The following is a 24,700-nucleotide window of genomic DNA, read 5'->3' on the forward strand; positions in this document are numbered from 1 at the left end:
CACACCCACCTAGGACACCCATGTCTGTCGACGACGTCCGGGAGATCCGCGCAGCGGACCCCGAAGCACCCGAAGCAAGCGAAGGCGAAGCATCCGCAGCGGCCGCACCCGAAGCGCCCGCGGCGGCCCCCTCTCGCGCCGGAACCTGGGCCGCCCTGCGGCCGCTGCTCCTGCGCCTGCACTTCTACGCCGGGGTGCTGATCGCCCCGCTGCTGTTCATCGCCGCCACCACCGGGCTGCTCTACGCCGCCTCCTGGCAGGCCGAGAAGATCCTCTACGCCGACGAGCTGACGGTCGACCGCGTCGGCGCGACCGCGCTGCCGCTCGGCGCGCAGGTGGACGCGGCCAAGAACGCCGCGCCCCAGGGCGAGGTGACCTCCGTGTGGCCCGCGCCCGAGGCGGAGGACACCACCCGGGTGATCATGGAGAGCCCGGGACTCGCCGAGGGCGAGACCCTCACCGTGTTCGTCGATCCGTATACGGCCGAGGTCCGCGGGAAGCTCACCACCGTCGGTGACGCGCTGCCGCTGCGGGCGTGGCTGAGCGAGTTCCACTCCAGCCTCCAGCTGGGGGAGTTCGGGCGGAACTACAGCGAGCTCGCGGCGAGCTGGCTGTGGGTGGTCGTGCTCGGCGGGCTCGCGCTGTGGATCGGCCGCCGACGCACCCGCAGGGCCGCGCTCGTCGTGCCCGACCGCAAGGCGTCGGGCCGACGCAAGACCCTCTCCTGGCACGGCTCCGTCGGCGTCTGGATCGCGATAGGCCTCGTCGGCCTCTCCGCCACCGGCCTGACCTGGTCGAAGTACGCCGGCGAGAACATCGGGGAGCTCAAGGACGGCCTCGGCGGGGCCACCCCGGCCGTCTCCGCCAAGGTCGGCGGCGCCCCGGCCGCCGACGCGGGCGGCGAGCACGCCGGGCACGGCACGGCCGACGGCGCGCAGGCCGCGCCCCCCACCCCGGCCGACGCCATCGGCATCGACGGCGCGGTCGCGGCGGCGCGCGCCGCCGGGGTCACCGAGTCCCTGCGGATCACCCTGCCCGCCAAGGGCAAGGGGTACGTGCTCAAGGAGCAGGACAAGCAGGTGCCGGTGCACCTGGACGCGGTCTCCGTCGACCCCGCCGACGGCCGTGTCATGGACGAACTCCGCTTCGCCGACCACCCGCTGGCCGCCCAGCTGACCCGCTTCGGCATCGACCTGCACATGGGCCTGACCTTCGGGCTCGCCAACCAGCTGGCGCTGGCCGCCCTGGCGGTCCTGGTGATGTTCATGGTCGTCTGGGGCTACCGCATGTGGTGGCTGCGCCGACCGACCAAGGACCGCACGCTCTCGGTCGGCCGCGCCCAGCCGCGCGGGGCGTGGCGCAAGCTCCCGGTGGCGGTGCTCCTGCCGCTGGCCGCCGCGACGGCCGTCGTGGGCTGGTTCCTGCCGCTGCTCGGGATCAGCCTGCTGGTGTTCCTGGCGGTGGACCTGACGCTGGGCTTCGCGGCGTCGCGCCGTTCCAAGGCGCTCTAGCGGGTCCCGGCATGAGAGCGGGCCCGTACTCCCCCTCGTGAGTACGGGCCCGATGTCATGTCAGCACGGATGCCGATCCGTCATAAGTGCGCTCAGGGGGCGTACTTGTACCCCACCCGGCGCACGGTCTGGATCGCGCCGCGGTGCGAGGCGCCCAATTTGCGGCGCAGCCGCGCGACGTGGACGTCCACGGTCCGGCCGTCGCCGACGTGCCCGTAGCCCCAGACCGTGGTCACCAGCTGGTCCCGGCTGTGCACCCGGTGCGGGTGCGCGACCAGGTGGGCCAGCAGCTCGAACTCCAGGTACGTCAGGTCCAGGACCTCGCCGTCCACCTCGGCGGTGCGCTGGGCCGGGTCGATGCGGACCAGGGCACCGCCGAGGTGGACGGCGAGGTCCTGGACCTGACGTACCTATCGTCCGGCGGGGGAGCGGCCGGGGTGGGAGCGGCGGGGGACACGGGGTCAGTTCCCGTAGGCCTTGGCCGCGTCCGCCTCCAGTTTCGCCTGGGCCCCCGCCACGTCAGACGGGTTCGCGAGGAAGTCCTGGAGCGCCTTCCACTCGCCCGCGCCCGGGGTCCCGCCGAAGGCCGCCGGAGCCTGGTCCGACATGTCGAAGCGGAAGTCGTCGCCCGCCGCGATCAGCGCCTTGGCGATGTCGCGCTGGATGTCGTTCGGGTAGGCGTCCGGCCCGACCGACTTGTTGGGGGAGAGGAACCCGCCCTCGCGGGCCTGGATCCGTGCCGCGTCCGCCGAGGCCAGGAACGTCAGCAGGGCCTGCGCCCCCTTCGAGGGCTTCAGCGCGACCGCCACGTCACCGCCCGAGACCACCGGGGCCTTGGCGCCCACCGAGGGGAAGGGGAAGACCAGGGCGTCCTTCCCCACCTTCGCGTCGGTCTGCGCGATGTTCACGGCCACGAAGTCGCCCTCGTAGACCATCGCGGCCGCCGGCCGGTCGCCGCCGGTGAACGTCTGCGTCACCGACTTCGGGAACTCCGTCGCGAGCGCCCCGCTCTGGCCGCCCGCCAGGAAGTCCTTGCGGCCGAACAGCTCGGCGAGCGTGGTCAGCGCCGCCTTGACGCTGTCGTCCGTCCACTTGATCTCGTGCTTGGCGAGCTGGTCGTACTTCTCCGGGCCCGCCTGGGAGAGGTACACGTTCTCGAACCAGTCCGTCAGGGTCCAGCCGTCGGCCCCGGCCACCGACACCGCCGGGGTGCCGGACGCGGACAGGGTGTCGGCGACGGTGATGAGTTCCTTCCACGTCTTCGGGGGCTGCACGCCCGCCGCCTCGAAGGCCTTCGCGTTGTACCAGATCAGCGATTTGTTGGCGGCCTTGTAGTAGACGCCGTACTGGACCCCGTCGACCGCGCCCAGCGTCTTCCAGCCGGCCGAGTAGTTCCGGTCGAGCTGGGCCTGCGCCTCGGCCCCGACCGGCTGCGCCCATTTGCTCTTGACGGCCGACACCAGCGCCCCGACCTGCGGGAGCAGCGCCACGTCCGGCGGGGCCCCGCCCGCGATCTTCGTACCGAGGAAGGTGACGATCGGGTCCTGCGCCGGGACGAAGGTGACCTTGGCGCCGGTCCGCCGCTCGAACTCCGCCAGCACCTTGGTGAAGTTCTCCTGCTCCGGGCCCGTCCAGACCGCGGCGACCTCCAGCTTCTCGCCGTCGAGGCGGGGTAAGGAGACGGCCGGCCCGCCCGTCGCCCCGTCGCTCGGCGGGTCCGCCTTCTTGCCGTCGTCCCCGCCGCCGCACGCGGTGAGCGCGAGCGCGCCCGCCGCGAGCAGCGCGGCCCAGGCGCGGGTTCTCGTACGGTCCTTCGCGCCGGGCCCGGAGCCGGTGTTCGGCCCGGTCTTCGCGCCGGTGTTCGCGCCCGTCTCCGTGTAGGTCTCCGTGCCGGAATTGGTGCGGCTCGTTCCGTGCTCGCGCATGGCTGTGCCCCCGATGCCTCGCTGGCCCTGGTGTGTCCCGTGCCACAAGGTCTACGCCGCCCCGAGCACCCCCGCAATACCGCCTCGGGGCCCGCGCACCGGTGCGCGCGACCGGCCCACCGGCCCCCGGGGCCCGTCCGGCCCCGCCGGGAGGGGCGGGGTCAGGGGGCCGGCGGGAACAGCACCGGTATGGCCGCGACCAGGTGGGAGGCCCGGTCCAGGGCGCTGGCCAGCAGGGCGAGGTCGGTCGGTCCGTTGCCCAGCTCGCGGACCGGGCGGCGGGCCGGCGGATCGCCCATCCGCTCCCACTCCACCGGGACCACGGTCGGCCGCAAGGTCGCCGTCCGGGGGATCCGGCCGGTGACCCGGCCGCCCTGGAACGGGACGTCGCGGCCGTCGGCGTACCGGAGCAGGCCGCGGCCGGGGCCCGGCTGGTCGGGGGCGTCGAGCTCCACGCGCAGGGTGGTGAGCCGGGCCAGCTCGGTGTCGGCCGTCCGGTCCGGGCGGGCGCTGGTGGCCACCAGGTGCACACCGAGCCGGGCCCCCCCGCGGGCCACCGCCTCCAGCGCGCGGACCACCGAACCGGCGGCGGGGCGGCCCGTACTGCCCAGACCCGGAGCGACCAGGGCGTCGTAGTCGTCCACGAGCACCACCAGGCGCGGCAGCGGGCTCGGGCCCGCGGCCTGGTCGGCGCGGGCGACCGAGGAGCGCAGCCGCAGGGTGCCGGAGCGCTGGGGCTCCAGGTCGCCGCGCAGTTCGCCGGGGGTGGGCTGGCGGGGCGAGACCATCCGGTCGGAGACCTCGCGCAGCGCGTGCCACTCGGCGAACGGCACCCCGTCCAGGAGCTCCGAGCGCCGCTTGAGCTCGGCGCCCAGCGCCTGCGCGAACTCCCGCATGCGCAGCGGGTCCGAGGCGATCAGGTGCGCCGAGACGTGCGGCAGCTCGGTGCAGGGCAGCAGGCCGTCGCCGCGCTCGCCGCCGGCCCCGTCGAGCAGGATGAGGCCGAGCCGGTCGGGGCGGGCGGCGGCGGACAGGGAGGCGGCGACGGAGCGCAGCAGCTCGGTGCGGCCGCTGCCGGCGGGCCCCTCGATCAGCATGTGCGGTCCGTCGGTGACGAGTTCGGCGCCCACCGGCCCGCGCCGGCCGGTGCCGAGCACGATCTCGGCGAGGCCGCCGACGCGCTGACCCTGGTCGGTGGCGGCGGCCCAACGGGCCATCAGGGAGGCCGGGGTGGCCCGGGCCAGCCCCAACTCGTCGAGCAGGCGGGAGGTCTGGGGCAGGCTGGCGGCGGCCGGCCGGTAGCCCTCGGTGGCGGGGGAGTCGGCCTTGAGGGGGGCCAGGGCGCGGGCGAACCGCTCCGCCCAGGCCACCGAGACCGCGTCGGCGGTGGCCGCCCGGCCGGGCCCGGCCGGTTTGCCGCCCGAGACCGCGAAGGTCCGTACGGCCGTGGCCACGTCACCGCTGAGCAGGGCGGCGGCGCCGCAGTCCCGGAAGGCGGGGGACGCGGCGCAGGCCGTCTCGAACGTCTCGGTGACGGGCGAGGCCGGTGTCGCGGCGGGGGCCTCGGCGAGGGCCAGGACGTGGATCCCGCCGGCCGGCCCGTGCGAGGCGAGCCTGCTGGCGACGTCCCTGAGGGCGCCGGGGCCGGGATCCCCGTCGAGGACGAGGAGGGTGTACGGGCCGCGGTAGCCGTTCGAGGCCTCGCGGACGGCGTCCGGGGAGGCGGCGGCCCAGTGGGTGCCGAGCGGGCCGTCGTCGAGGCGGCGGGTCAGCTCACCGGTGCGGGCGGCCGCCTGATCGCGGTCGTACGCGAGCAGCAGCCGGCAGTCCTGTCCGTGCGCGGGCCGTACGTGGGGCAGCCAGCCGAGCCAGCCCCAGTCGCGGCGGCGTTCGGCGAGCGGGCGGGCCCGGTCGGTGCTGACCAGTACGACCTCCAGGCGCTGCCCGGGTGCGTGCAGGGCGGCGAGCTGGGCGATCACCGACCGGGCCACGCCCGTCAGCCGGGCCCGGGGGCCGGCGATGCCGAGCCCGCCGGCCTCGCGGAGCGCGACCTTGCTGCCGGCGCCGAGCGTGACCTCGAGCCCGGGGGGCCCGGCCCACAGCCTCGGGGCCGGGCCGAGGGCGGCGAGCAGCAGGGCGGCGGGATCGTCGGATCCGGGCCGTACGGCGACGGCGGCCACCGACGCGGTCTCCGCGGGCGGCTCCGCCTCCGCGGGCTCCTCCCCGCGCACCCACTTCCGCGCCCAGGCCCCGATCCCGCGCCGGGCCCCGCGCCGTGGCTCGGAGGCGGAGTCCGGGGCGCCGGACCCGGTGTCCCGGCCGGCGTCGGGACCGGCGTCGGGACCGGTGCGCACCGACCCGGTGCCGCCGCCGCGGGCCGGGCCGGGCGCGCTGTCCCAGCCGGCCTCGCCGTAGTGCTCGACACCGGTTGCGCCGGACGCGCCCGTTGCGCCGGGCCAGTGCCCGCTGGTTCGGCCGCCGGAGTGCGGCTCCGTGCCGGGGGCGCCGGATCCGGGTCCGGGGCGCCCGGCGTCGGGCGTCTCCCAGCCCGCCTGGCGGTGGTCCTCGGCGCCGGACACGCGGTCCCGGCCGGACCCGGCCCCGGTGCCGGACCCGGCCCCGCTGTCGGCCCCGGTGTCGGGGGAAGGGGAGGGGTGGGGGAAGCGTTCGCGCGGGTCCCCGCCGGGGCCCGGGACCGTACCGGACCCCGCGGCCGGCGCGCCCGGCCCGGCCCCGCTCGCGTCGGCGCCCACGTCGGCGCCGGGGAGCTGCGGCTGCGGCCGGGGGCCGCCCGGCAGGGCGAGGGCGAGGTGGCCCTCCAGGTCGGGGGTGACGGGCAGGGGGGACGGCGGTGGTCCGACGGACAGCCGGAGGGTGGACTCGCCGACCCGCAGCAGCGCCCCGGGAGCCAGGGCCACCCGGTCCGCGCCGACCACCGCGCCGTCGAGCGTGGTGCCGTTCGTCGAGCCGAGGTCGGCCACCGCCACCCGCCCGTCCGGCAGCACCGTGACGGTGCAGTGCAGGCGCGAGACGTCGGGATCGTCGAGCGGGACGTCCGCGTCGGCGGATCGCCCGATCCGGATCGCCCCGGGGTGCAGCAGGTGCACCCCGCCCGCGTCCGGCCCGGCGACGACGTGCAGTTGGGGCCCGTCCCCGGTCTCACCGTCGCTGAGGACGTGCGGGCCGGGCACGTTCAGCGAGAGCACCGCCCCGTCCACGAGGGGCGGCTCGCCGAGCACGCTGCGCCCGGGATCGAGCCGCTCCGTACCGGCGTACAGCACCACCGTGCCCCCGGTGTCGGGACCGCCGACGGTCGCCGCGAGTCCGGAGGCCACCGCGGACAGCGCGGTGCCGGCGGGTGCGGTGACGAGGACGTCGCAGCCGGCGGGCCCGGTGCCGGAGCCCGTGCCTGAGGCGGTCGTGGAGGCGGCCAGGTGGCCGCTGCGCGACCCCGACCCGAGAACGGTCAGCCGGATCTGCATCGCCGTCAGCGGTCCCTTCTGCGCGGTGCGCGGTGTATGCGCCCGGCAGGGATCCACGGGACATGCCATGCGTGCCCGTCCGCCCCCACCCGGCACGGACGCGTCGTCCGGTCAGGTCTGCCCGGAAGGCGGGGCTCCCGTCCCGGCCGTTCCGTACGGGTGCATCCTCGCACCTGTCGTACACAACACGCCCGCCGCCCACCAACAAGTGATCTTGATCGGTCACGGACCCGCTCCGGACCTGCGACCGGGACGGTCGGATAAGGACAGCAAGGCAGGGAAAATCGCCCCTGGCATACACCGCGAATCTCACCCTCCGTACACAGGTACGGCAACCAACCTCCCACGCTCGGCGTCTTCCCTCAGGGCACCCCCTAGAGTGGGCCGGAAAACCATTCGCCGAATCGACTTACGGCAACCAACAGCAGGGAGCGCGTGACGTGCGGCCAGTCGGCAGCAAGTACCTGCTCGAGGAGCCGCTCGGGCGCGGCGCCACGGGCACCGTCTGGCGCGCCCGCCAGCGGGAGGCAGCCGGTGCGGAGGCGGCAGTCGCCGGCCACCCCGGCGAGACCGTGGCCATCAAGGTCCTCAAGGAGGAGCTGGCCCAGGACGCGGACATCGTCATGCGCTTCCTGCGCGAGCGCTCCGTCCTGCTGCGCCTGACCCACCCCAACATCGTGCGCACCCGCGACCTCGTCGTCGAGGGCGATCTGCTGGCGCTCGTCATGGACCTCATCGACGGCCCCGACCTGCACAAGTACCTGCGCGCGAACGGACCCTTCACCCCGGTCGCCGCGAGCCTGCTGACCGCCCAGATCGCGGACGCGCTCGCCGCCAGCCACGCCGACGGCGTGGTCCACCGCGACCTGAAGCCCGCCAACGTCCTGCTGGACGAGCGCGACGGCCAGATGAAGCCGATGCTCACCGACTTCGGCATCGCGCGCCTGGCCGACTCCCCGGGCCTGACGCGCACGCACGAGTTCGTCGGAACCCCGGCCTACGTCGCCCCCGAGTCCGCCGAGGGCCGCCCGCAGACCTCGGCCGTCGACATCTACGGCGCCGGCATCCTGCTCTACGAACTCCTCACCGGCCGGCCGCCCTTCGCCGGAGGCTCCGCGCTCGAGGTCCTGCACCGCCACCTCAGCGAGGACCCGCAGCGGCCGGCGAACGTGCCCGAGCCCCTGTGGACGGTCATCGAGCGCTGCCTGCGCAAGGAGCCGTACGAGCGCCCGAGCGCGCAGAGCCTGGCGCGCGGCCTGCGCGTCGTGGCCTCCGGCATCGGCGTGCACTCCACCGCCGCCGAGGTCGAGGCCGCGCTCGGCGTCGGCGCCCTGCTCGCGCCCGACCCCTCGCCCGCGCCGGTCCCCGCGACCCCGGGCGCCGCGGACGCCACCCAGATGCTGCCCGGCGGCGCCGGGAACTCCCCGATGGGCGCCTACGACCCGAACGGCATGACCAGCGTCCTGCCGCCGGTCGGCGCGGCCGACGCCACCTCCGTCCTGCCGAGCACCGGCGGGCCGGGCGGCCAGGGCGGTCCCGTCGCGGACGCGACCTCCGTGCTGCCGCCCGTGCAGCGGCCGGACCAGCCGCACCCCTGGCAGTCGCAGATGCAGGCCGCCCGCGACCGCAACGAGCAGACGCAGATGCAGTACCTCGACCCGAGCGAGGACCCGCTGCGCCGCCGCCCGCAGCGCCAGGCGCCTCCGCCGCAGCAGCCGCAGCAGCCGCCCCAGTACCGCCAGCCGCAGCAGCCTCCGCAGCAGCAGCCCTACCGGCAGGCCCCGCCGCCGCAGCAGCAGCAGTACCAGCAGCCGCAGCAGCAGTACGCGCCCCCGCCGCCGCAGCACTACCAGCCGCAGCAGCACCAGCCGCAGCAGCACCAGCCGCAGCAGTACCAGCAGCCGCAGGGGCAGCCGCAGTACCGCCAGCCCCAGCCGCCTCCCCAGCAGCAGCCCCCGCAGGGTCCGCCGCGGCAGCCGGCCGAGCGGGAGCCCCGCGAGCCGCGCCGCCGCGGCGCGAACCCGGTGAGGATCCCGGGCCTGGGCTGCCTCAAGGGCTGCCTGGTCATGATCCTGGTGTTCTTCGTCGCGGGCTGGCTGGTCTGGGAGCTGACCCCGCTCCAGGAGTGGGTCGGCACCGGCCGCGGCTGGTGGGACCAGGTGTGGACCTGGGGCTCGGACGTCGTCGACTGGGTCGGCACGATCGGTGACGCCACGGGAGGCGGCTCGAATCCCTGAGCCGCGTCGCTGAGTCGCGTCCCTGAGTCGACGTCCCGCGACGCGGGTTCGGGGCCCGAATCGGGCCCTGTACCGCTGACTTCGTGGATTTGTCGACTTCTGGGACGTGATTTCGCCCGCAGAAGTGAAGGTCGCCGCGATCCGTGGACTACAACCCCCACCCGGCCGCGTAGCTTTGGCACTTACGCCAGCCGCTGAGGGAGCAGTCGTGGCACGGAAGATCGGCAGCCGGTACACCGCGCACCAGATCCTGGGGCGCGGCAGCGCGGGCACGGTATGGCTGGGCGAGGGGCCGGACGGCCCCGTCGCCGTCAAACTGCTGCGCGAGGACCTCGCGTCCGACCAGGAGCTCGTCGGACGGTTCGTCCAGGAGCGCAGCGCGCTCCTCGGCCTGGAGCACCCGCACGTCGTCTGCGTCCGCGACCTCGTCGTGGACGGCAACGACCTCGCCCTCGTCATGGACCTCGTCCGCGGTACGGACCTGCGCACGCGCCTGGACCGCGAGCGGCGGCTCGCCCCCGAGGCGGCCGTCGCGATCGTCGCCGACGTCGCGGACGCGCTGGCCGCCGCGCACGCGGCCGGGGTCGTCCACCGGGACGTCAAGCCGGAGAACGTCCTGCTCGACATGCAGGGCCCGCTCGGGCCGGGCGGCGCGCACCCCGCGCTGCTCACGGACTTCGGCGTGGCCAAACTCATCGACTCTCCGCGGCGGGCCACCGGCGGCCGCGCGTCCGCCCCCACCACCCGGATCATCGGGACGCCGGACTATCTGGCGCCGGAGATCGTGGAGGGCCTGCCGCCGCGCGCCGCGGTGGACATCTACGCCCTGGCCACCGTCCTGTACGAACTGCTGGCGGGATTCACGCCGTTCGGCGGCGGGCACCCCGGGGCGGTCCTGCGCCGGCACGTGACGGAGACGGTCGTCCCGCTGCCCGGGATCCCCGACGAGCTGTGGCAGCTGATGGTCCAGTGCCTGGCGAAGGCCCCCGCCTCCCGCCTGCGCGCCTCGGAGCTCTCGCTGCGCCTGCGGGACCTGCTGCCGCTGGTGGCCGGCATGCCGCCGCTGGACGTGGACGAGCCGGACGAGCCGGAGCCGGACCGGTCGCCGGAACCGGAGACCGCCGCGGACCCGGTCCGGCGGCGGGGCGTGGTCCCGCTGGTGCCCGGGTCCTCGACGGACTCCAACCGGGACACCCACACCTCGATGCGGGTGCCGGGACCGGACGAGCTGGCGGGGGGCGCGCTGGGCACCGCCCGGGTCCCGCGTCCGGCCGGCGGCCACCGGCCGGGCTCCGCGCGGCACCGGGCGGAGACGGTCCGCAAGCGAAGGCTGGCGCTGGCCGCCGCGACCGTCGCGCTGGCCGCCGCGGTCGGGGTCGGGAGCTGGCTCGCCGTCTCCTCGGACTCGGCGCCCCCGGCCCGGGACAACAAGCAGTCGGGCTCGACGGCCCCGTAGCCGCGGACCCCGCGCCTCGAACGCCGGCGGGGCCGGAGCGCCCCGCCGACGATCTCGGTCATACGGTCACACGGTCACGAGTTCCGGGTGCCAGCGCCGGGCCACCGACGGGTGGGCGCGGACCCAGCCCTTCAGCTCGTTGCGGCCGTACTCCGCGTGCAGCGGGTTGGCGTCGTCGTGGGCGAGGCCCGGCGCGGAGCGCAGGTAGTCGCCGGGAACCGTCTCCACCACCGCGTCCAGCCGCGGGTTGTAGAAGAACGGCACCGAGAACCGCTCCACCGCCCCCTGCGGGCTGACCACCCGGTGGTCGGTCGCCGTCAGATAGCCGTCGGTCGCGATCTCCAGCAGCTCGCCCAGGTTGACCACGAACGCGCCCGGCAGGGGAGGGACGTCCAGGAAGGCCCCGTCCCGGACCACCTGCAGCCCGCCCACCGTGTCCTGGAGCAGCAGGGTCAGGAAGCCGTAGTCCTTGTGGGCCCCGACCCCCTGGTCGGTGCCCGTCGGAGCGGAGCCGGGGTAGCGGATCAGCTTCGTGTGCAGGTGCGGCCGGTCCGCGAAGGCCGCGTCGAAGAAGTCCGAGGGGGCTCCGATCGAGGCGAGCAGCTCCTGGAGGAGGCGGTGGGCGACCGCCGCGAGCCGCGACTGCCAGCCCAGCACCGCGTCCCTCAGCTCGGGCAGCGCGGCGGGCCACTGGTTCGGCCCCTCCAGCCACAGGTACGCCGGGTCGTCCGGGCCCACCTCGGGCGCGGGCCGCTCCGCGCCCACGTCCAGCTGGTCGCGCCAGTCGGAGGCGCCGCCGGTCAGCTCGTGCCCGATGCGGGTGTAGCCGCGGAAGTGCGGGGAGTTCAGGTTGCTCACGGCCAGCCGGTCGGCCTCCGGGAGCGCGAAGAAGGCCCGGGTCAGCTCCAGGATGCGGGCGGTCTCGGCGGCACTGACCCCGTGCCCGGTGAGGTGCAGGAAGCCGCTGTCCCGGGCGGCCGCGTGCAGTCGCCCGCGGAAGGAGTCGCGCAGGGCGGGGTCGTCGGCCTGGGAGAGGTCCAGTACCGGGAGGGTGTGCTGAGCGGGTCCGGCGGGCCGGGCCGGGTGGGAGGCCTGGGCTGGGTGAGAGGGCCGGGAGGAGGGCGCGGACGGCATGACGGCTCCGTTTCGGATGTCACGGGGTCCTGTCCCCAGGGATGGTGGGGGCCGCGGCCGGGGAGGGGCCGCCGGCAGGGTTGGCGCCGGGACCGCGAGAGCCGCGTACAGGACCAAGTCGGATCGGGGTGGATCAGGCTTGGAGCAGGTCCGGCGGCGGACAGCTCGTCGTCGTGACACGCATGTGGTCCACATGGCGGCGCTTGACGAGGAGAACGGTCATACGGTGAGCGTACGCCCGTACGACCCGCCACCAGAACGGGTGATTCGGCCTGGCCGGAGAGCGGCCCCCGGGGACCGGCTACGCTGGACCCGTGGCAGTCGTCGATGTATCCGAAGAGCTGAAGTCCCTCTCCTCGACCATGGGGTCGATCGAGGCCGTCCTGGACCTCGACAAGCTGAGGGCAGATATCGCCGTGCTCGAGGAGCAGGCCGCCGCGCCGTCCCTGTGGGACGACCCGGACGCCGCCCAGAAGATCACGAGCAAGCTTTCGCACCTCCAGGCCGAGGTCCGCAAGACCGAGAACCTGCGCGGGCGCATCGACGACCTCGCGGTGCTCTTCGAGCTCGCCGTGGAGATGGACGACGCGGACACCCTCGCCGAGGCGGAGACCGAGCTGGTCTCCGTGCGCAAGGCGCTGGACGAGATGGAGGTCCGCACCCTGCTCTCCGGCGAGTACGCCGAGCGCGAGGCGCTGGTCAACATCCGCGCCGAGGCCGGCGGCGTGGACGCCTCCGACTTCGCCGAGCGCCTGCAGCGCATGTACCTGCGCTGGGCCGAGCGCCACGGCTACCCGACCGAGATCTACGAGACCTCGTACGCGGAAGAGGCCGGCATCAAGTCGACCACCTTCGTGGTCAAGGCCCCGTACGCCTACGGCACCCTCTCCGTCGAGCAGGGCACCCACCGGCTCGTCCGGATTTCGCCCTTCGACAACCAGGGCCGCCGCCAGACCTCCTTCGCGGGCGTCGAGGTGCTGCCGGTCGTCGAGTCCAGCGACCACGTCGAGATCGACGAGGGCGAGCTGCGCGTGGACGTGTACCGCGCCTCGGGCCCCGGCGGCCAGGGCGTCAACACGACCGACTCCGCGGTGCGCATCACGCACCTGCCGACCGGCATCGTGGTCTCCTGCCAGAACGAGCGCTCGCAGATCCAGAACAAGGCCAGCGCGATGAACGTCCTCCAGGCCAAGCTGCTCGAGCGGCGCCGCCAGGAGGAGAAGGACAGGATGGACGCCCTCAAGGACGGCGGAAGCTCCTGGGGCAACCAGATGCGCTCCTACGTCCTGCACCCGTACCAGATGGTCAAGGACCTGCGGACGGAGTTCGAGGTCGGCAACCCGCAGGCGGTGCTCGACGGCGAGATCGACGGCTTCCTCGAGGCCGGCATCCGCTGGCGCAAGCAGCAGGAGCAGACCGCGTAAGCACGTGAGCGCGTAGAGCGCGGAAAGGGCCCGGACACCTCAAGGTGTCCGGGCCCTTTCCGCGCTCGATCGGGCTGCGCTTGATCGGGTACGTGGCGGCTGAGGAGCTACGCCGTCTGCTGGGCCACCAGTGCCAGCGCGGCCACCAGGATCACGAGCAGTGCGACGAGCGCCACCGGGTTCAGGCCGCCGGAAAAGGGGCCCTCCTGCTGGAGGCGCTGTCGGTTCGCCCGGCACACCGGGCAGCGGCCCTGGTTCACGGGCGCGGCGCAGTTCGCGCACACGAGCCGGTCATATGTCATGCGCTCCTCCTTCCGTCCCCTCGGGTACAACGGCAGCGGGAACGACTCCGTTCCCCTACCACTGTGCCAGCTCCGGCGACATTAGGCGCGGCCCGTCCGGGCAATCGCGGTCGTGCACGCCGGGGACCAGGGGATATATCGGGCAACTCCGGACGCCGGGTCCACACCCCGCGCCTGTTCGCGTATGGTCACGCTCACCTACTCCCGGCGACCGTGGTGCACCCGTGATCCGATTCGACAACGTCTCCAAGTCCTACCCGAAGCAGAGCCGTCCCGCACTCAGAGATGTCTCCCTGGACATCGCGAAGGGCGAGTTCGTCTTCCTGGTCGGCTCCTCCGGCTCCGGCAAGTCCACCTTCATGCGGCTCATCCTGCGCGAGGAGCGGGCGAGCCACGGCCAGGTGCACGTCCTGGGCAAGGACCTCGCCAAGCTCTCCAACTGGAAGGTCCCGCAGATGCGGCGCCAGCTGGGGTGCGTGTTCCAGGACTTCCGGCTCCTGCCCAACAAGTCGGTGGCCGACAACGTGGCCTTCGCCCAAGAGGTCATCGGCCGGCCGCGCGGCGAGATCAAGAAGGCCGTTCCCCAGGTCCTCGAGCTCGTCGGCCTCGGCGGCAAGGAGGACCGGATGCCCGGCGAGCTCTCCGGTGGTGAGCAGCAGCGCGTGGCCATCGCCCGCGCCTTCGTCAACAGGCCCGCGCTGCTGATCGCGGACGAGCCCACGGGCAACCTGGACCCCCAGACCTCCGTCGGGATCATGAAGCTGCTGGACCGGATCAACCGGACCGGCACCACCGTGATCATGGCGACCCACGACCAGCAGATCGTCGACCAGATGCGCAAGCGCGTCATCGAACTCGAGCTGGGCCGTCTCGTCCGCGACCAGTCGCGCGGCGTCTACGGCTACCAGCACTGAAAGGCTCCTGAGACGCGATGCGCGCCCAGTTCGTCATGTCGGAGATCGGGGTCGGTCTCCGCCGCAATCTGACCATGACCTTCGCGGTCATCATCTCCGTATCCCTGTCGCTGGCCCTGTTCGGCGGCTCCCTGCTCATGCGCGACCAGGTGAGCAAGATGAAGGGCTACTGGTACGACAAGGTCAATGTCTCGATCTACCTCTGCAACAAGAACGACGCCGAGGCCACCGGCGGCGCCTCCTGCTCCAAGGGCGCGGTGACGCCCGAGCAGAAGACGGCCCTGGAGACCGAGCTCAAGGGAATGGACCTCGTCGAGAACGTTTCGTACGAGTCCTCCGACGAGGCCTTCAAGCACTACAAGGAGCAGTTCGGGCACACCGCCCTGGCCGCCTCCATCACCCCGGACCAGATGCCCGAGTCCTTCCGGGTGAAGCTCAAGCAGCCCGAGAAGTACAAGGTCATCACGACCTCCTTCTCCGGACGTGACGGAGTCCAGTCGGTCGAGGACCAGCGCACCGTGCTGGACAACCTCTTCAGACTCCTCGGCTACCTCAACATCGCCGCCCTCGGCATCATGCTGATCATGCTCATCGTGGCGCTGCTGCTGATCGTCAACACGGTGCGCGTCTCCGCCTTCAGCCGGCGGCGCGAGACCGGGATCATGCGGCTGGTGGGCGCGTCCAGCTTCTACATCCAGGTGCCGTTCATCATGGAGGCCGCCTTCGCGGGCCTCATCGGCGCCCTCCTCGCCTGCGGCATGCTCGGCGCCGGCCAGTACTTCGTGATCGACCACGGCGCCGCGCTCCGCGACAAGATGGAGCTCATCAACTTCATCGGCTGGGACTCGGTCCTGACCAAGCTGCCGCTGGTGCTCGTCATCGGGGTGCTCATGCCCTCGCTGGCCGCCTTCGTGGCGCTGCGCAAGTACCTGAAGGTGTGACAAGCGACCCGTGAGCGGTCCGGCCGACCAGCCGTACCCGCCGCGGGTCCTGTCCTAGACTCGGCGCCATGCCGGGCTTGCCGAGTGTTCCCGCCTTCTGTCCACGGCCCCGCGACATGCGTCGCGGGGCCGTTTTGACGTTGGCCTTCCTCGCGGCCGTCGGCGCCGGTGCGTGCACCGGCAGTTGGGACTCCGGCCACGGGGAATCCGCGTCCTCCCTCCTGGCGGCCCGTACGGGCCCCGCCGTGCCCCCGCCGCGCCCGCCGGCGGACCGCGAGGCGGGCACCGCTGACCGGGACGCGGTGACCCGCGCGGCCGCCGAGGCCGTCGCCGAGGGCAAGTCGGGCAAGAAGGCCGCCGAGGACGTCGTCAGCCGCAGCGGGGACCGCTGGGGCACCGTGTACGACCAGAGCGAGTACGAGGCCTTCGCCGACGAGCTCGACGGCCACTGGACCGGCGTCGGCCTGTGGGCCGCCAGGCTGCGCGACGGCCGCGTGGAGATCGACCGGGTCCAGCCCGGCGGTCCCGCCGCCCGGGCCGGGCTGCGCGCCGGGGACCGGCTGCTGAGCATCGACGGGCAGGGCGTGAGCGGGCTGCGGGTCGGCGAGGTGGTGGCCCTGCTGCGCGGCGCCGCCGGCACCCCCGTGGTGCTGCACCTGACCCGCGACGGAGCCGATCTCACCGTGACCGTGCGGCGCGAGGAGCTGCGCACGGATCCGGTGACCGTACGGGAGCTGCCGGGCGGCATCACGGTCATCAAGGTCGCCTCCTTCACCCGGGGCTCCGGCGAGCGCGTACGGTCCGCCGTCCGCGCCGCCCCGGCCGGCGGCGGGGTCATGCTCGACCTGCGCGGCAACACGGGCGGGCTGGTCACCGAGGCGGTGACGGCCGCCTCCGCCTTCCTGGACGGCGGGCTCGTGGCGACGTACGACGTGCGCGGCGCCCAGCACGCCCTCTACGCGTCCCCGGGCGGGGACACGGACCGGCCGCTGGTGGCGCTGATCGACGGCGGCACGATGAGCGCGGCCGAGCTGGTCACCGGTGCCCTCCAGGACCGGGGCCGCGCGGTGGCGGTCGGCACCCGCACCTTCGGCAAGGGCTCGGTGCAGATGCCGACGGAGCTCCCGGACGGGTCGGTGGCGGAACTGACGGTGGGCACGTACCGCACCCCGGCGGGCCGCAGCCTCGACGGCGGGGGCATCACGCCCGACCTTTCGGCGGCGGACGGGGTCGAGGATCGGGCCCGAACGGTATTGAGTGGCCTCGGGGTGGGTCCGTAGTGCGAAAATGACCGCACTATGGCTAAGGAAACAGGGCGCAAGCTGATCGCCCAGAACAAGAAGGCGCGGCACGACTACACGATCATCGACACCTACGAGTGCGGTCTCGTGCTCACCGGTACCGAGGTCAAGTCCCTGCGCCAGGGCCGTGCCTCGCTGGTGGACGGCTTCGTGTCGGTGGAGAGCGGCGAGGCGTGGCTCTACAACGTCCACGTGCCGGAGTACAGCCAGGGCACCTGGACCAACCACAGCGCGCGGCGCAAGCGCAAGCTGCTCCTGCACCGCGAGGAGATCGACAAGCTGGAGTCGAAGACGGGGGAGACGGGCAACACGATCGTGCCGCTCGCCCTGTACTTCAAGGACGGCCGGGCGAAGATCGAGATCGCGCTGGCGAGGGGCAAGAAGGAGTACGACAAGCGCCAGTCCCTGCGGGAGAAGCAGGACACGCGCGAGACGAACCGGGTGATCTCGGCCGTGAAGCGCAAGGAGCGCGCCCAGCTTTAATCTCCTGGCACGCGGAGGTCCACTTCGCGTACCATGGCGTCAGCACCACGCGCTTGCGGGTGGTGCCGGTCGGTCGGAACGCATGGAGAGCGCCGGCTCGATCTCACAACTGAAGAGTGTGAAACATGGGGATGATCGGTTTCGACAGCGGATGTTGATGTAGGGGAAGCGAGCCGAGAAAGCGGCAATGATCTCGTTAACCATATGTCGCAAACAATAATCGCCAACTCCAAGAGCGATAACTCCCGCTTCACCCTCGCTGCCTAATAACAGTGAGCTGAAGCCTCTGTGAGGAGCGTCAGCCCGGAAGTGGTCCCGGTCCGGATCCTGGCGTCAATTAGGGATCTAAACCTCTAACCCCGGTCACGGGGGCTAGGGGGAAACCAAACAGTGACTGAGCCCGTCGGAGACTTGTCCGTGTGATCTCCGGGGCTGAGAAAAGCGCAGCGGAATGCGCTCGGAGAAGCCCTACTTCTGCACCGTTGGACGCGGGTTCGATTCCCGCCATCTCCACAACCCCCATGTTGGGCAAAGGCCCCGCGGCCATCAGGCTGCGGGGCCTTTGTCGTGCCCGAAGCCCCCCCCGTGGGCGAACCGGGTGTCCCGCCCATGCCGGAGAGGACCCCGCGGGCCCTCCGTGAGGCCATCGCCTTCATGGCCCGCTGGTGGGGCGAGTACGCCATCGCTTCACCTTCGTCCCCCGGGTCCAAGGCCCTCAGGGTCAGTAGTGGTAGCGGGCCTTGAGGATCTTCACTTCCTTGTCGTCCGCCCGGTAGACGAGCCGGTGTTCGTCATCGATCCGGCGGGACCAGTAGCCCGACAGCTCGCCCTTCAGGGGTTCGGGTTTGCCGATCCCGCCGAACGGGTCGCGCTGGATTTCGCCGATCAGGCGGGTGATCCTGCGGGCCATCTTCCGGTCGGAGGAGAGCCAGAAGAGGAAGTCGTCCCAGGCCGCGGGGTCGAAGTGGACGCCCCTCACTCCTCGCCCCCGGCCATCTCCCTCAGCTCGTCCAGTGTCCTGGTGACGGTGATGGCACCCTCGCGGTCGCGGGCGACCGCTTCCATCAGGCGCTTCGCGTTCTCCGGAGACCGGAGCAGGTAGACGGTCTCCTGCCAGGAGTCGTAGTCGTCGGCGGCCATGAGGACGGCGTCGCCGCCCTTGGAGGTGATGCGCACCGGAGTGTGGTCCGTGTTGACGCGCTCGATGAGCGGGAACAGGGTCGCTCTGGCCTCGCTGGCGCTTATGGACATGGCGTCACTCCATTCTCGAAGGTACCGATCTACCGTACCAGTCTTGTACCGAAAACCGGTACCAGTCTTGTCCCGGCAAGGAGGAAGGCCAGCAGGGCCGCCGCGGCCGGCAGGGCGTACGGGGCGGTCGTGCCGAGGTGGTCGATCGCGGATCCGGCGGCCGCCGAGCCGACCGCGATGCCCGCGAAGATCGCGGTGACGGCCAGGGTCATCCCCTCGTTCAGCCGGCCCGGCGGGGTCACCGCGTGGACCCGGGACATGGCCGTGACCATGACCGGGGCCGTGGCCGTGCCGGCGGCCAGCAGGGCCGCGGCGAGGCCGGGCACCGAACCCGCGGCCGCCGCCGCCCACGGCAGCGCCATCGCCCCGGCCAGGACGGCCAGGCAGACCGGGAGCCCGCGCGGGCGCAGGGTGCCGTACAGCAGGCCGGCCGCGCAGGAGCCCGCCGCCTGGAGGGCGAGGACCGGGCCCGAGAGCGCGCCGAGGCCGTGGGCGCCGAGGTGGGCGACCGAGGTGATCTCCATCGAGCCGAACATGGTGCCGAGCACGAAGAACAGGGGCAGGAGACGGCCCAGGGCCCGCAGTGGAGACCGGCCGCGGACCGCGGGCGCCGGCGGGGGCTCCGTGGCCCGGTGGGCGGTGAAGACCAGCATGCCGGTGAGGAGCAGCACGGCGCCCGCGAGCGTGCCCGCCTCGGGGAAGACGGCCGTGCACAGGAACGCGGCGGCCACCGGCCCGAGCATGTACGCCAGCTCGTCCGCGGCCTGTTCGAAGGACATCGCGGTGTGGTGCGCGGCCGGTTCGCCCTTCAGCAGGTGCGTCCAGCGGGCGCGGGACATGCCGCCGATGTTGGGGGTGGTCGCGGTGGCGGCGTAGGAGGCGAAGAGGGTCCAGGCCGGGGCCCCGGTACGGACGCACGCGACGAGGGAGAGCGAGCCGAGGACCGCGATCAGGGTGGCGGGTACGGCGACACGGGCCTGCCCGTGCCGGTCCACCAGCCGGGCCGTCCAGGGCGCCACGAGCGCGGTGGCCGCCAGGCCGGCCGCCACGACCGCCCCGGCCAGGGCGTACGAGCCGCGCTGGCCCGCGATCATCATGACGGCGCTGATGCCGAACATGCCCATGGGCAGCCGGGCGATCAGGTTCCCGGTGGTGAAGCCGCGGGTGCCGGGGAGCGCGAACAGCCGCCGGTACGGGCCTGCGGCGCGGGCCGGCCGCGCCGCCGGGGCAGAGGGGGAAGCGGAGGGGGAGGCTGCTCCTCCCCCGCCCGACCCCCCGCCTGCCCCCCGGGACGACGGGACCGCGGGACCGCGGGACCACGGGACATGGGGGTGACGGGACAAGGGGGTGACGGGCCTCAGCCCCCGACGCCCCGCAGGGCCATGGCGACGGCCGCGTCGGTGACCACGTCCGGGTCCTCACCGGAGGCCGCCTCGATCCGGCGGACGGCGGCGTCCACGACTCCCTGCAGGAGCATCGCCGCCAGCCTCGGCTCCTTCTGTCCGAGCGCCGCGAGCGCCTCGACGATCATCGCGATCAGCCCCCCGTGGGCCGCGCGGATCTTCTCGCGCGCCCCGGCGTCCAGCTCGCTCGCCGAGATCGCCACCACCGCCCGGTGCCGGCGGTCCCCCACCAGCCCCAGCTGGCTGCGGACGTACGCCTCGATCTTAGCCTCCGGCGTCTGCGCGTCCGACATAGCCGCCTCGATCTCGGCCGCCCACACGGGGAAGTCCACCGCGCAGAGCTCCTCGACGACGGCGGCGCGAGAGCGGAAGTACTCGTACACGGAGGACCTGGCGAGGCCGGTCCTCTCGGCGAGGGCGGGGAAGGTCAGCGCTTCCGTCCCCCCTTCGGACAGCAGGGAACGCGCGGCGTCCAACAGGGAGCCGCGCTGCATCGACCGGTGCTCGGCCACGGAGGCCGCTCGAATCCTGGGCACGCGTCCACTCTACGGACGTCCCGCAAGGCCGTCGCGCCCCCGGCCGCACCCGCGGCCGCGCCCGCGGCCCGATCAGCGTCCGACGTCCGCCAGCTTCGCCCGCAGCTGGAGCACCGACTTGGTGTGGATCTGGCTGACGCGGCTCTCCGTCACACCGAGCACGTTGCCGATCTCGGCGAGCGTGAGCCCCTCGTAGTAGTAGAGGGTCACCACCGTCTTCTCCCGCTCGGGCAGCGTGTTGATGGCCCGTGCCAGCAGTCGCCGCAGCTCGCGGTCCTCCGCGACCTCCACCGGGTTGTCGGCGGCGGTGTCCTCCAGGGTGTCCATCAGCGAGAGGCGGTCGCCGCCCTCTCCGCCGACGTGCAGCAGCTCTTCCAGGGCTACCACGTTGGCGAGCGACAACTGGCTGAAAACCGCGTGGAGTTCCTCCACGGCGATACCCATCTCACGGGCGACCTCGACCTCGGTCGGGGTACGCCTCAACTGGGCCTCCAGCGTGGCGTAGGCCCGCTCCACGGCCCGCGCCTTCTGCCGAACCGACCGCGGGATCCAGTCCAGCGCCCGCAGTTCGTCGATCATCGCGCCCCGGATCCGGGTGATCGCGTACGTCTCGAACTTGATGGACCGCTCGATGTCGAACTTCTCGATGGCGTCGATGAGTCCGAAGACCCCGGAGGAGACGAAGTCGGCCTGTTCCACATTGGGCGGCAGGCCGACGCTGACCCGCCCGGCCACGTACTTCACGAGGGGCGAGTAGTGCAGGATCAGCTGCTCCCGCAGCCGCTCGTCACCCGAGTCCTTGTACGAGCGCCACAGCACCTCCAGGGACGAGGGCGCGGTGGACCGCTCGCTGCTGCGCGCAGCGGGGGGCACCGCAGCGCGGTCAGACCCTGAGGTGTGCTGGGGCATGCTTCGCCTTTGCCGGAGCCGGATTCCTTGGGAGCGTAGCGTGACGGAAGTGTCGCGGTGCGCGAAGAGTACGGGATCGCGCGGGCCGACAAGGGCGCCCCGGCTCGCGCGGGCGACCCGGGACCGGCGCCTGGCGCACGGTCCCGGCGACTGCCGCCGGGAGGACCGCGTCTCTCATCGGCTTCACTCTTTCACCGGAACTCCCCAGGTCAACGACCGCCTCGCCGGGCAACGCCGGTTTGTATGCCTCCCGCAGGCGCTCGCGGGATCAACTGCCAGCCGTCGCCCTGCCGTTCGACGAACCCCAGAGAGTGAAGTTCGTACAGTCTGCCGATGACTTCATCGGTGCCGGTGCCCGCGGCGAGGGCGACCTCCGCCGGATCGGCGAGCCGCCCGGCCGGAAGCGCTTCGAGCACCCGGACGGCTGCGGGGTCCAGGAGGTCCCGGGCGAGCACCGGACCGCGCCGCTCGGGGGCCAGCTCGCCCATGGCTCCGACCAGCTCGATGACCTCCATCGCGTCCGTGACCAAGGTGGCCTCGCCGCGCAGCAGCTCGTGCACGCCGGCCGACAGCCCGCTCGTGGCCGGGCCGGGGACGCCCATGGTGCACCTCCCGAGCGCCTGGGCCCGCCGGGCGGTGACGAGGGAGCCGCTGCGGTGGGCGGCCTCCACCACGACCGTGCCCCGGGTCAGTGCGGCGATGACGCGGTTGCGCAGGACGAACCGGCTCGGCGTGGGGTGGCTGCCGGGCGGCAGCTCCCCGAGCAGCAGCCCTTGGGCGGCGATCCGGCCGAACAGTCCGGCGTGCCCGCGGGGATACGGGACGTCCACGCCGCAGGCCAGCACGGCGGCCGTGGCCCCGCCGGCGCCGAGGGCCCCGCGGTGGGCGGCGCCGTCGATGCCGTAGGCGCCGCCCGAGACGACCACCCAGCCGTGCTCGGCGAGCCCGGCGGCGAGGGACTGTGCCATGTGCGCCCCGTACGGGGTGCAGGCGCGGGCCCCGACCACGGCCACCGAGCGCAGGGCCCAGGTCCGCAGGCTCGCCCGGCCGCGCACCCACAGCCCGAGGGGCCGGGCGTCACCGAGGCCGTCCAGCTGGGTCGGCCACTCCGCCGATCCGGGGCAGACGAACCGGCCGCCCGTCTCGGCGGCGGCCGCCAGGTCCCGCCGGGGGTCGGCGAGGGCGGCCCGTCTGCGGTAGCCGGCCAGCCGCTCGGCGCCGGCCCCGCCCGGCAGGCCGGGCGGCGGCTCGGGCGCGGTCAGCAGGCGGATCAGCCCGACGGCCCCGTACGCGCGCAGCCAGCGCCCGCCGAGCGCCTCCCCGGGCTCCAGCACCCGGGTCAGCGCGGCCCGCGCGAGCACCTCGTCGCACGGCTCCCCGTCCTGCGCCGCGGCCGCCCTCGCGCCCGGCCGGTGCGCACCGTCCGGCCCGGCCGGCGGCTCCGGCCCGGCCGGCCCGGGCCCGGTCATGATCCGGGTCCGACGGCCGCCGCCGCGCCCCGGGCGATGCCGGTGCGCAGCTCGAGGGCGACGGCCACGTCCAGCGCGTCGGGGCGGTCGCGGCCCCGCAGGTCCGCCACCGTCCAGGCGACCCGAAGCACCCGGTCCAGCCCCCGCGCGGTGAGCAGCCCGCGCTCCAGGTCCCGCTCCGCCAGGGCCAGCGCCCCGGGGCCCGCCTGCCAGCGGGTCCGCAGCTCGTGCCCGGGCACCTCGGAGTTGAGCCGCCACGGCGTGCCGGCCAGTCGCGCCACCGCCCGGTCGCGGGCTTCGCGCACCCGGTCGGCCACCACCGCCGTGGCTTCGCCGCGGCCGCCGCGCCCCAGCAGATCGGAGCGGGTGACCGGCTCGACCTCCACCCGCAGGTCCACCCGGTCGAGCAGCGGCCCCGACAGCCGGGCCTGGTAGCGCCGGATCACCGAGGCCGGGCATTCGCAGCCCGCCCCCTGCAGGGTGTGCCGGCCGCACGGGCAGGGGTTGGCCGCGAGCACCATCAGGAACCTGGCCGGCAGGCGTACCACGCCGGCGGCCCGTGCGATGACCACGTGCCCGGACTCAAGGGGCTGTCTCAGGGCGTCCAGGGCCTTCGTGCTGAACTCCGCGGCCTCGTCGAGGAAGAGGATCCCCTTGTGGGCCAGGGAAACCGCCCCGGGCCTGGGCACACCGGCGCCGCCCCCGACGAGGGACTGCATGGTCGCCGAGTGGTGCGGGGCGCAGTACGGCGGCCTGGCGACGAGCGGTTCTCCCGGCGGCAGGATTCCCGCGACCGAGTGGACGGCCGTGACCTCCAGGGAGTCCTGTCGGGTGAGCGGGGGCAGGATCCAGGGCATCCGCTCGGCCAGCATGGTCTTGCCCGCGCCCGGCGGTCCGCTCAGGAAGAGGTGGTGGCCCCCGGCGGCGGCCACTTCCAGCGCTCGGCGCGCGGCGTGCTGTCCGGCGACGTCGGCCAGGTCGGGGAAGTCCCGCCCGTCCCCCTCGCGGGCCACGCCCGTGCCGAGTCCGGCGCCCGGCACGACCAGCCCGGCCAGCATCGGATCGGGCCTCCCGGGCGGATCCGGCGGGTCCGCCTCGGGCACCTCCCCGCCGGTCAGCACCGCGATCAGCTGCCGCAGGCTGCGCACGCCGAGCACCGAGACGTCGGGAACGAGCATGGCCTCGGCCGCGCACTGCTGCGGGACCACGACCTGCCGGTATCCGGCCTCGGCGGCGGCGAGCACGGCGGGCAGGATCCCCCGGACGGGGCGGACCCTGCCGTCCAGGCCGAGCTCCCCGATGAGGACGAGATCGGCGATCACCGCGGGATCGACCACCTCGGCGGCGCCCAGGACCGCGGCGGCCACGGCCAGGTCGAAGCCGGCGCCCGACTTCGGCACGGAGGCCGGGCTGAGGCCGACGGTGAGCTTCTTCTGGGGCCAGGTCGCCCCGGAGTTGACCACGGCCGCCCGGACCCGGTCGCGGCTCTCGATCAGGGTCTTGTCGGGCAGCCCCACCAGGGCGAAGGTCGCGATCCCCGGTTCGAGGTCGGCCTGCACCTCCACCACCACGCCGTCGACGCCGAGCAGGGCGACCGAGCAGGCACGCGCGAAGCCCATCAGGCGGCCCCCCTGACGTGCTCCACCACGGGCGCACCGCGCCGCGGCAGCAGGACCCCGACGAGGTCGATGCGCACGCCGCCCGGAGGCGGTCCGCCGTGGTCGGCGAGCCACCGCCCGGCGAGCCGGCGCAGCCGCTCGGCCTTGCCCGGCCGCAGGGCTGCCATGGGGTGCTCGAACTCCCCCGCCCGCCGGGTCTTGACCTCGCACACGACGAGGGCGTCGCCGTCGCGGGCGACGATGTCGATCTCCCCGCTGCGGCACCGCCAGTTCCGCGCGATCACCGTCATCCCGGCCTCGGCGAGCCGCCGCGCCGCGAGTTCCTCGCCGTACCGCCCCAATGCCTGCTGTGCCACGCCCTTCGCGTTCATCCGGCACCACCTCCAGCGCCGACGGTCCCGCA

At 73.8% G+C, this 24,700-nt stretch carries 20 protein-coding genes, 1 other RNA gene and 1 pseudogene; 9 read left to right on the top strand and 13 right to left on the bottom strand.

Features of this window, described 5'->3' with window-relative positions:
* Positions 1–20 precede the first annotated feature (20 nt).
* A complete protein-coding gene (locus DRB89_RS26225; protein WP_112451712.1) occupies positions 21–1,511 on the top strand; it encodes a PepSY domain-containing protein in 1,491 nt (496 codons plus the stop codon).
* Positions 1,512–1,603: 92 nt separating this feature from the next.
* Here the strand turns inward: DRB89_RS26225 and DRB89_RS26230 are convergent.
* The 3 genes and pseudogenes from DRB89_RS26230 to DRB89_RS26240 all read right to left on the bottom strand — a co-directional run.
* Positions 1,604–1,879 (bottom strand): annotated as a pseudogene (locus DRB89_RS26230) (winged helix-turn-helix domain-containing protein); the annotation flags it as partial.
* Between the two features lie 93 nt (positions 1,880–1,972).
* Positions 1,973–3,436, bottom strand: a complete 1,464-nt coding sequence (locus DRB89_RS26235) for an ABC transporter substrate-binding protein (RefSeq protein WP_112451944.1) — start codon at positions 3,434–3,436, stop codon at positions 1,973–1,975.
* 161 nt (positions 3,437–3,597) lie between these two features.
* Positions 3,598–6,918, bottom strand: a complete 3,321-nt coding sequence (locus tag DRB89_RS26240; protein ID WP_112463439.1) for an FHA domain-containing protein — start codon at positions 6,916–6,918, stop codon at positions 3,598–3,600.
* 440 nt (positions 6,919–7,358) lie between these two features.
* Between DRB89_RS26240 and DRB89_RS26245 the strand changes: the two genes are divergently transcribed.
* Entirely contained in the window at positions 7,359–9,155 is a 1,797-nt protein-coding gene (locus tag DRB89_RS26245; RefSeq protein WP_112451942.1) for a serine/threonine-protein kinase, read from the top strand.
* Positions 9,156–9,363: 208 nt separating this feature from the next.
* Positions 9,364–10,611, top strand: coding sequence for a serine/threonine-protein kinase (locus DRB89_RS26250; protein ID WP_112451941.1), 1,248 nt, complete (start codon positions 9,364–9,366; stop codon positions 10,609–10,611).
* 66 nt (positions 10,612–10,677) lie between these two features.
* Here the strand turns inward: DRB89_RS26250 and DRB89_RS26255 are convergent, their stop codons facing one another.
* Complete coding sequence (locus DRB89_RS26255; protein WP_112463440.1) at positions 10,678–11,745, bottom strand: 2-oxoglutarate and iron-dependent oxygenase domain-containing protein; 1,068 nt, start codon at positions 11,743–11,745, stop codon at positions 10,678–10,680.
* Positions 11,746–12,059: 314 nt separating this feature from the next.
* Between DRB89_RS26255 and prfB the strand changes: the two genes are divergently transcribed.
* On the top strand, positions 12,060–13,169 hold the full coding sequence (gene prfB / locus DRB89_RS26260; protein WP_112452241.1) for a peptide chain release factor 2: 1,110 nt from the start codon (positions 12,060–12,062) through the stop codon (positions 13,167–13,169).
* A 107-nt stretch (positions 13,170–13,276) separates the two neighbouring features.
* Here prfB and DRB89_RS26265 read toward each other — a convergent pair whose 3' ends face one another.
* Entirely contained in the window at positions 13,277–13,471 is a 195-nt protein-coding gene (locus tag DRB89_RS26265; RefSeq protein ID WP_112452242.1) for a hypothetical protein, read from the bottom strand.
* A 224-nt stretch (positions 13,472–13,695) separates the two neighbouring features.
* Here DRB89_RS26265 and ftsE point away from each other — a divergent pair, with 224 nt between their 5' ends.
* The 5 genes from ftsE to ssrA all read left to right on the top strand — a co-directional run bounded on the left by ftsE (position 13,696) and on the right by ssrA (position 17,626).
* Complete coding sequence (gene ftsE, locus DRB89_RS26270; protein ID WP_112452243.1) at positions 13,696–14,385, top strand: cell division ATP-binding protein FtsE; 690 nt, start codon at positions 13,696–13,698, stop codon at positions 14,383–14,385.
* A gap of 17 nt (positions 14,386–14,402) precedes the next feature.
* Entirely contained in the window at positions 14,403–15,326 is a 924-nt protein-coding gene (gene ftsX / locus DRB89_RS26275; RefSeq protein WP_112452244.1) for a permease-like cell division protein FtsX, read from the top strand.
* Positions 15,327–15,394: 68 nt separating this feature from the next.
* Positions 15,395–16,606, top strand: coding sequence for a S41 family peptidase (locus DRB89_RS26280; protein ID WP_204357906.1), 1,212 nt, complete (start codon positions 15,395–15,397; stop codon positions 16,604–16,606).
* Positions 16,607–16,624: 18 nt separating this feature from the next.
* Positions 16,625–17,110: an SsrA-binding protein SmpB gene (gene smpB, locus DRB89_RS26285; RefSeq protein WP_112452246.1), complete on the top strand. Its 486-nt coding sequence runs from the start codon at positions 16,625–16,627 to the stop codon at positions 17,108–17,110.
* Positions 17,111–17,237: 127 nt separating this feature from the next.
* Positions 17,238–17,626: a transfer-messenger RNA gene (gene ssrA, locus DRB89_RS26290) on the top strand.
* A 205-nt stretch (positions 17,627–17,831) separates the two neighbouring features.
* On the opposite strand, the gene DRB89_RS26295 is transcribed toward ssrA, so the two are convergent.
* From DRB89_RS26295 to DRB89_RS26330, 8 genes are all read right to left on the bottom strand, one after another.
* A complete protein-coding gene (locus tag DRB89_RS26295; RefSeq protein ID WP_112452247.1) occupies positions 17,832–18,089 on the bottom strand; it encodes a Txe/YoeB family addiction module toxin in 258 nt (85 codons plus the stop codon).
* Positions 18,086–18,361, bottom strand: coding sequence for a type II toxin-antitoxin system Phd/YefM family antitoxin (locus DRB89_RS26300; RefSeq protein WP_112452248.1), 276 nt, complete (start codon positions 18,359–18,361; stop codon positions 18,086–18,088). The genes DRB89_RS26295 and DRB89_RS26300 overlap by 4 nt, the downstream gene beginning before the upstream one ends.
* A 29-nt stretch (positions 18,362–18,390) precedes the next feature.
* A complete protein-coding gene (locus DRB89_RS26305; protein ID WP_239516861.1) occupies positions 18,391–19,545 on the bottom strand; it encodes an MFS transporter in 1,155 nt (384 codons plus the stop codon).
* A 173-nt stretch (positions 19,546–19,718) separates the two neighbouring features.
* Positions 19,719–20,276 carry a TetR/AcrR family transcriptional regulator gene (locus DRB89_RS26310; RefSeq protein ID WP_112450497.1) on the bottom strand — a complete coding sequence of 186 codons (558 nt, stop codon included), beginning with the start codon at positions 20,274–20,276 and terminating at the stop codon, positions 19,719–19,721.
* Positions 20,277–20,372: 96 nt separating this feature from the next.
* Positions 20,373–21,209, bottom strand: coding sequence for an RNA polymerase sigma factor WhiG (whiG, locus tag DRB89_RS26315; protein WP_112450498.1), 837 nt, complete (start codon positions 21,207–21,209; stop codon positions 20,373–20,375).
* A gap of 209 nt (positions 21,210–21,418) precedes the next feature.
* Positions 21,419–22,678 (bottom strand): DNA-processing protein DprA, encoded by a 1,260-nt coding sequence (gene dprA / locus DRB89_RS26320; RefSeq protein ID WP_112450499.1) that lies wholly within the window; start codon positions 22,676–22,678, stop codon positions 21,419–21,421.
* Positions 22,675–24,297, bottom strand: coding sequence for a YifB family Mg chelatase-like AAA ATPase (locus DRB89_RS26325; RefSeq protein WP_112450500.1), 1,623 nt, complete (start codon positions 24,295–24,297; stop codon positions 22,675–22,677). The genes dprA and DRB89_RS26325 overlap by 4 nt, the downstream gene beginning before the upstream one ends.
* Positions 24,297–24,668: a YraN family protein gene (locus DRB89_RS26330; RefSeq protein ID WP_112450501.1), complete on the bottom strand. Its 372-nt coding sequence runs from the start codon at positions 24,666–24,668 to the stop codon at positions 24,297–24,299. The genes DRB89_RS26325 and DRB89_RS26330 overlap by 1 nt, the downstream gene beginning before the upstream one ends.
* Positions 24,669–24,700: the final 32 nt, after the last annotated feature.

Origin of the sequence: Streptomyces sp. ICC4 (genome assembly GCF_003287915.1) — a bacterium.
GTDB classification, from domain to species: domain Bacteria; phylum Actinomycetota; class Actinomycetes; order Streptomycetales; family Streptomycetaceae; genus Streptomyces; species Streptomyces tritrimontium.

Excerpts from the sequence above, each read along its gene's own strand:
- DRB89_RS26280 (WP_204357906.1), top strand. The coding sequence starts at position 15,395 with ATGCCGGGCTTGCCGAGTGTTCCCGCCTTCTGTCCACGGCCCCGCGAC.
- DRB89_RS26265 (WP_112452242.1), bottom strand. The coding sequence starts at position 13,471 with ATGACATATGACCGGCTCGTGTGCGCGAACTGCGCCGCGCCCGTGAAC.
- DRB89_RS26225 (WP_112451712.1), top strand. The coding sequence starts at position 21 with ATGTCTGTCGACGACGTCCGGGAGATCCGCGCAGCGGACCCCGAAGCA.
- DRB89_RS26255 (WP_112463440.1), bottom strand. The coding sequence starts at position 11,745 with ATGCCGTCCGCGCCCTCCTCCCGGCCCTCTCACCCAGCCCAGGCCTCC.
- DRB89_RS26325 (WP_112450500.1), bottom strand. The coding sequence starts at position 24,297 with ATGGGCTTCGCGCGTGCCTGCTCGGTCGCCCTGCTCGGCGTCGACGGC.
- DRB89_RS26240 (WP_112463439.1), bottom strand. The coding sequence starts at position 6,918 with ATGCAGATCCGGCTGACCGTTCTCGGGTCGGGGTCGCGCAGCGGCCAC.
- DRB89_RS26300 (WP_112452248.1), bottom strand. The coding sequence starts at position 18,361 with ATGTCCATAAGCGCCAGCGAGGCCAGAGCGACCCTGTTCCCGCTCATC.
- DRB89_RS26235 (WP_112451944.1), bottom strand. The coding sequence starts at position 3,436 with ATGCGCGAGCACGGAACGAGCCGCACCAATTCCGGCACGGAGACCTAC.
- smpB (WP_112452246.1), top strand. The coding sequence starts at position 16,625 with ATGGCTAAGGAAACAGGGCGCAAGCTGATCGCCCAGAACAAGAAGGCG.
- whiG (WP_112450498.1), bottom strand. The coding sequence starts at position 21,209 with ATGCCCCAGCACACCTCAGGGTCTGACCGCGCTGCGGTGCCCCCCGCT.
- dprA (WP_112450499.1), bottom strand. The coding sequence starts at position 22,678 with ATGACCGGGCCCGGGCCGGCCGGGCCGGAGCCGCCGGCCGGGCCGGAC.
- DRB89_RS26330 (WP_112450501.1), bottom strand. The coding sequence starts at position 24,668 with ATGAACGCGAAGGGCGTGGCACAGCAGGCATTGGGGCGGTACGGCGAG.
- ftsX (WP_112452244.1), top strand. The coding sequence starts at position 14,403 with ATGCGCGCCCAGTTCGTCATGTCGGAGATCGGGGTCGGTCTCCGCCGC.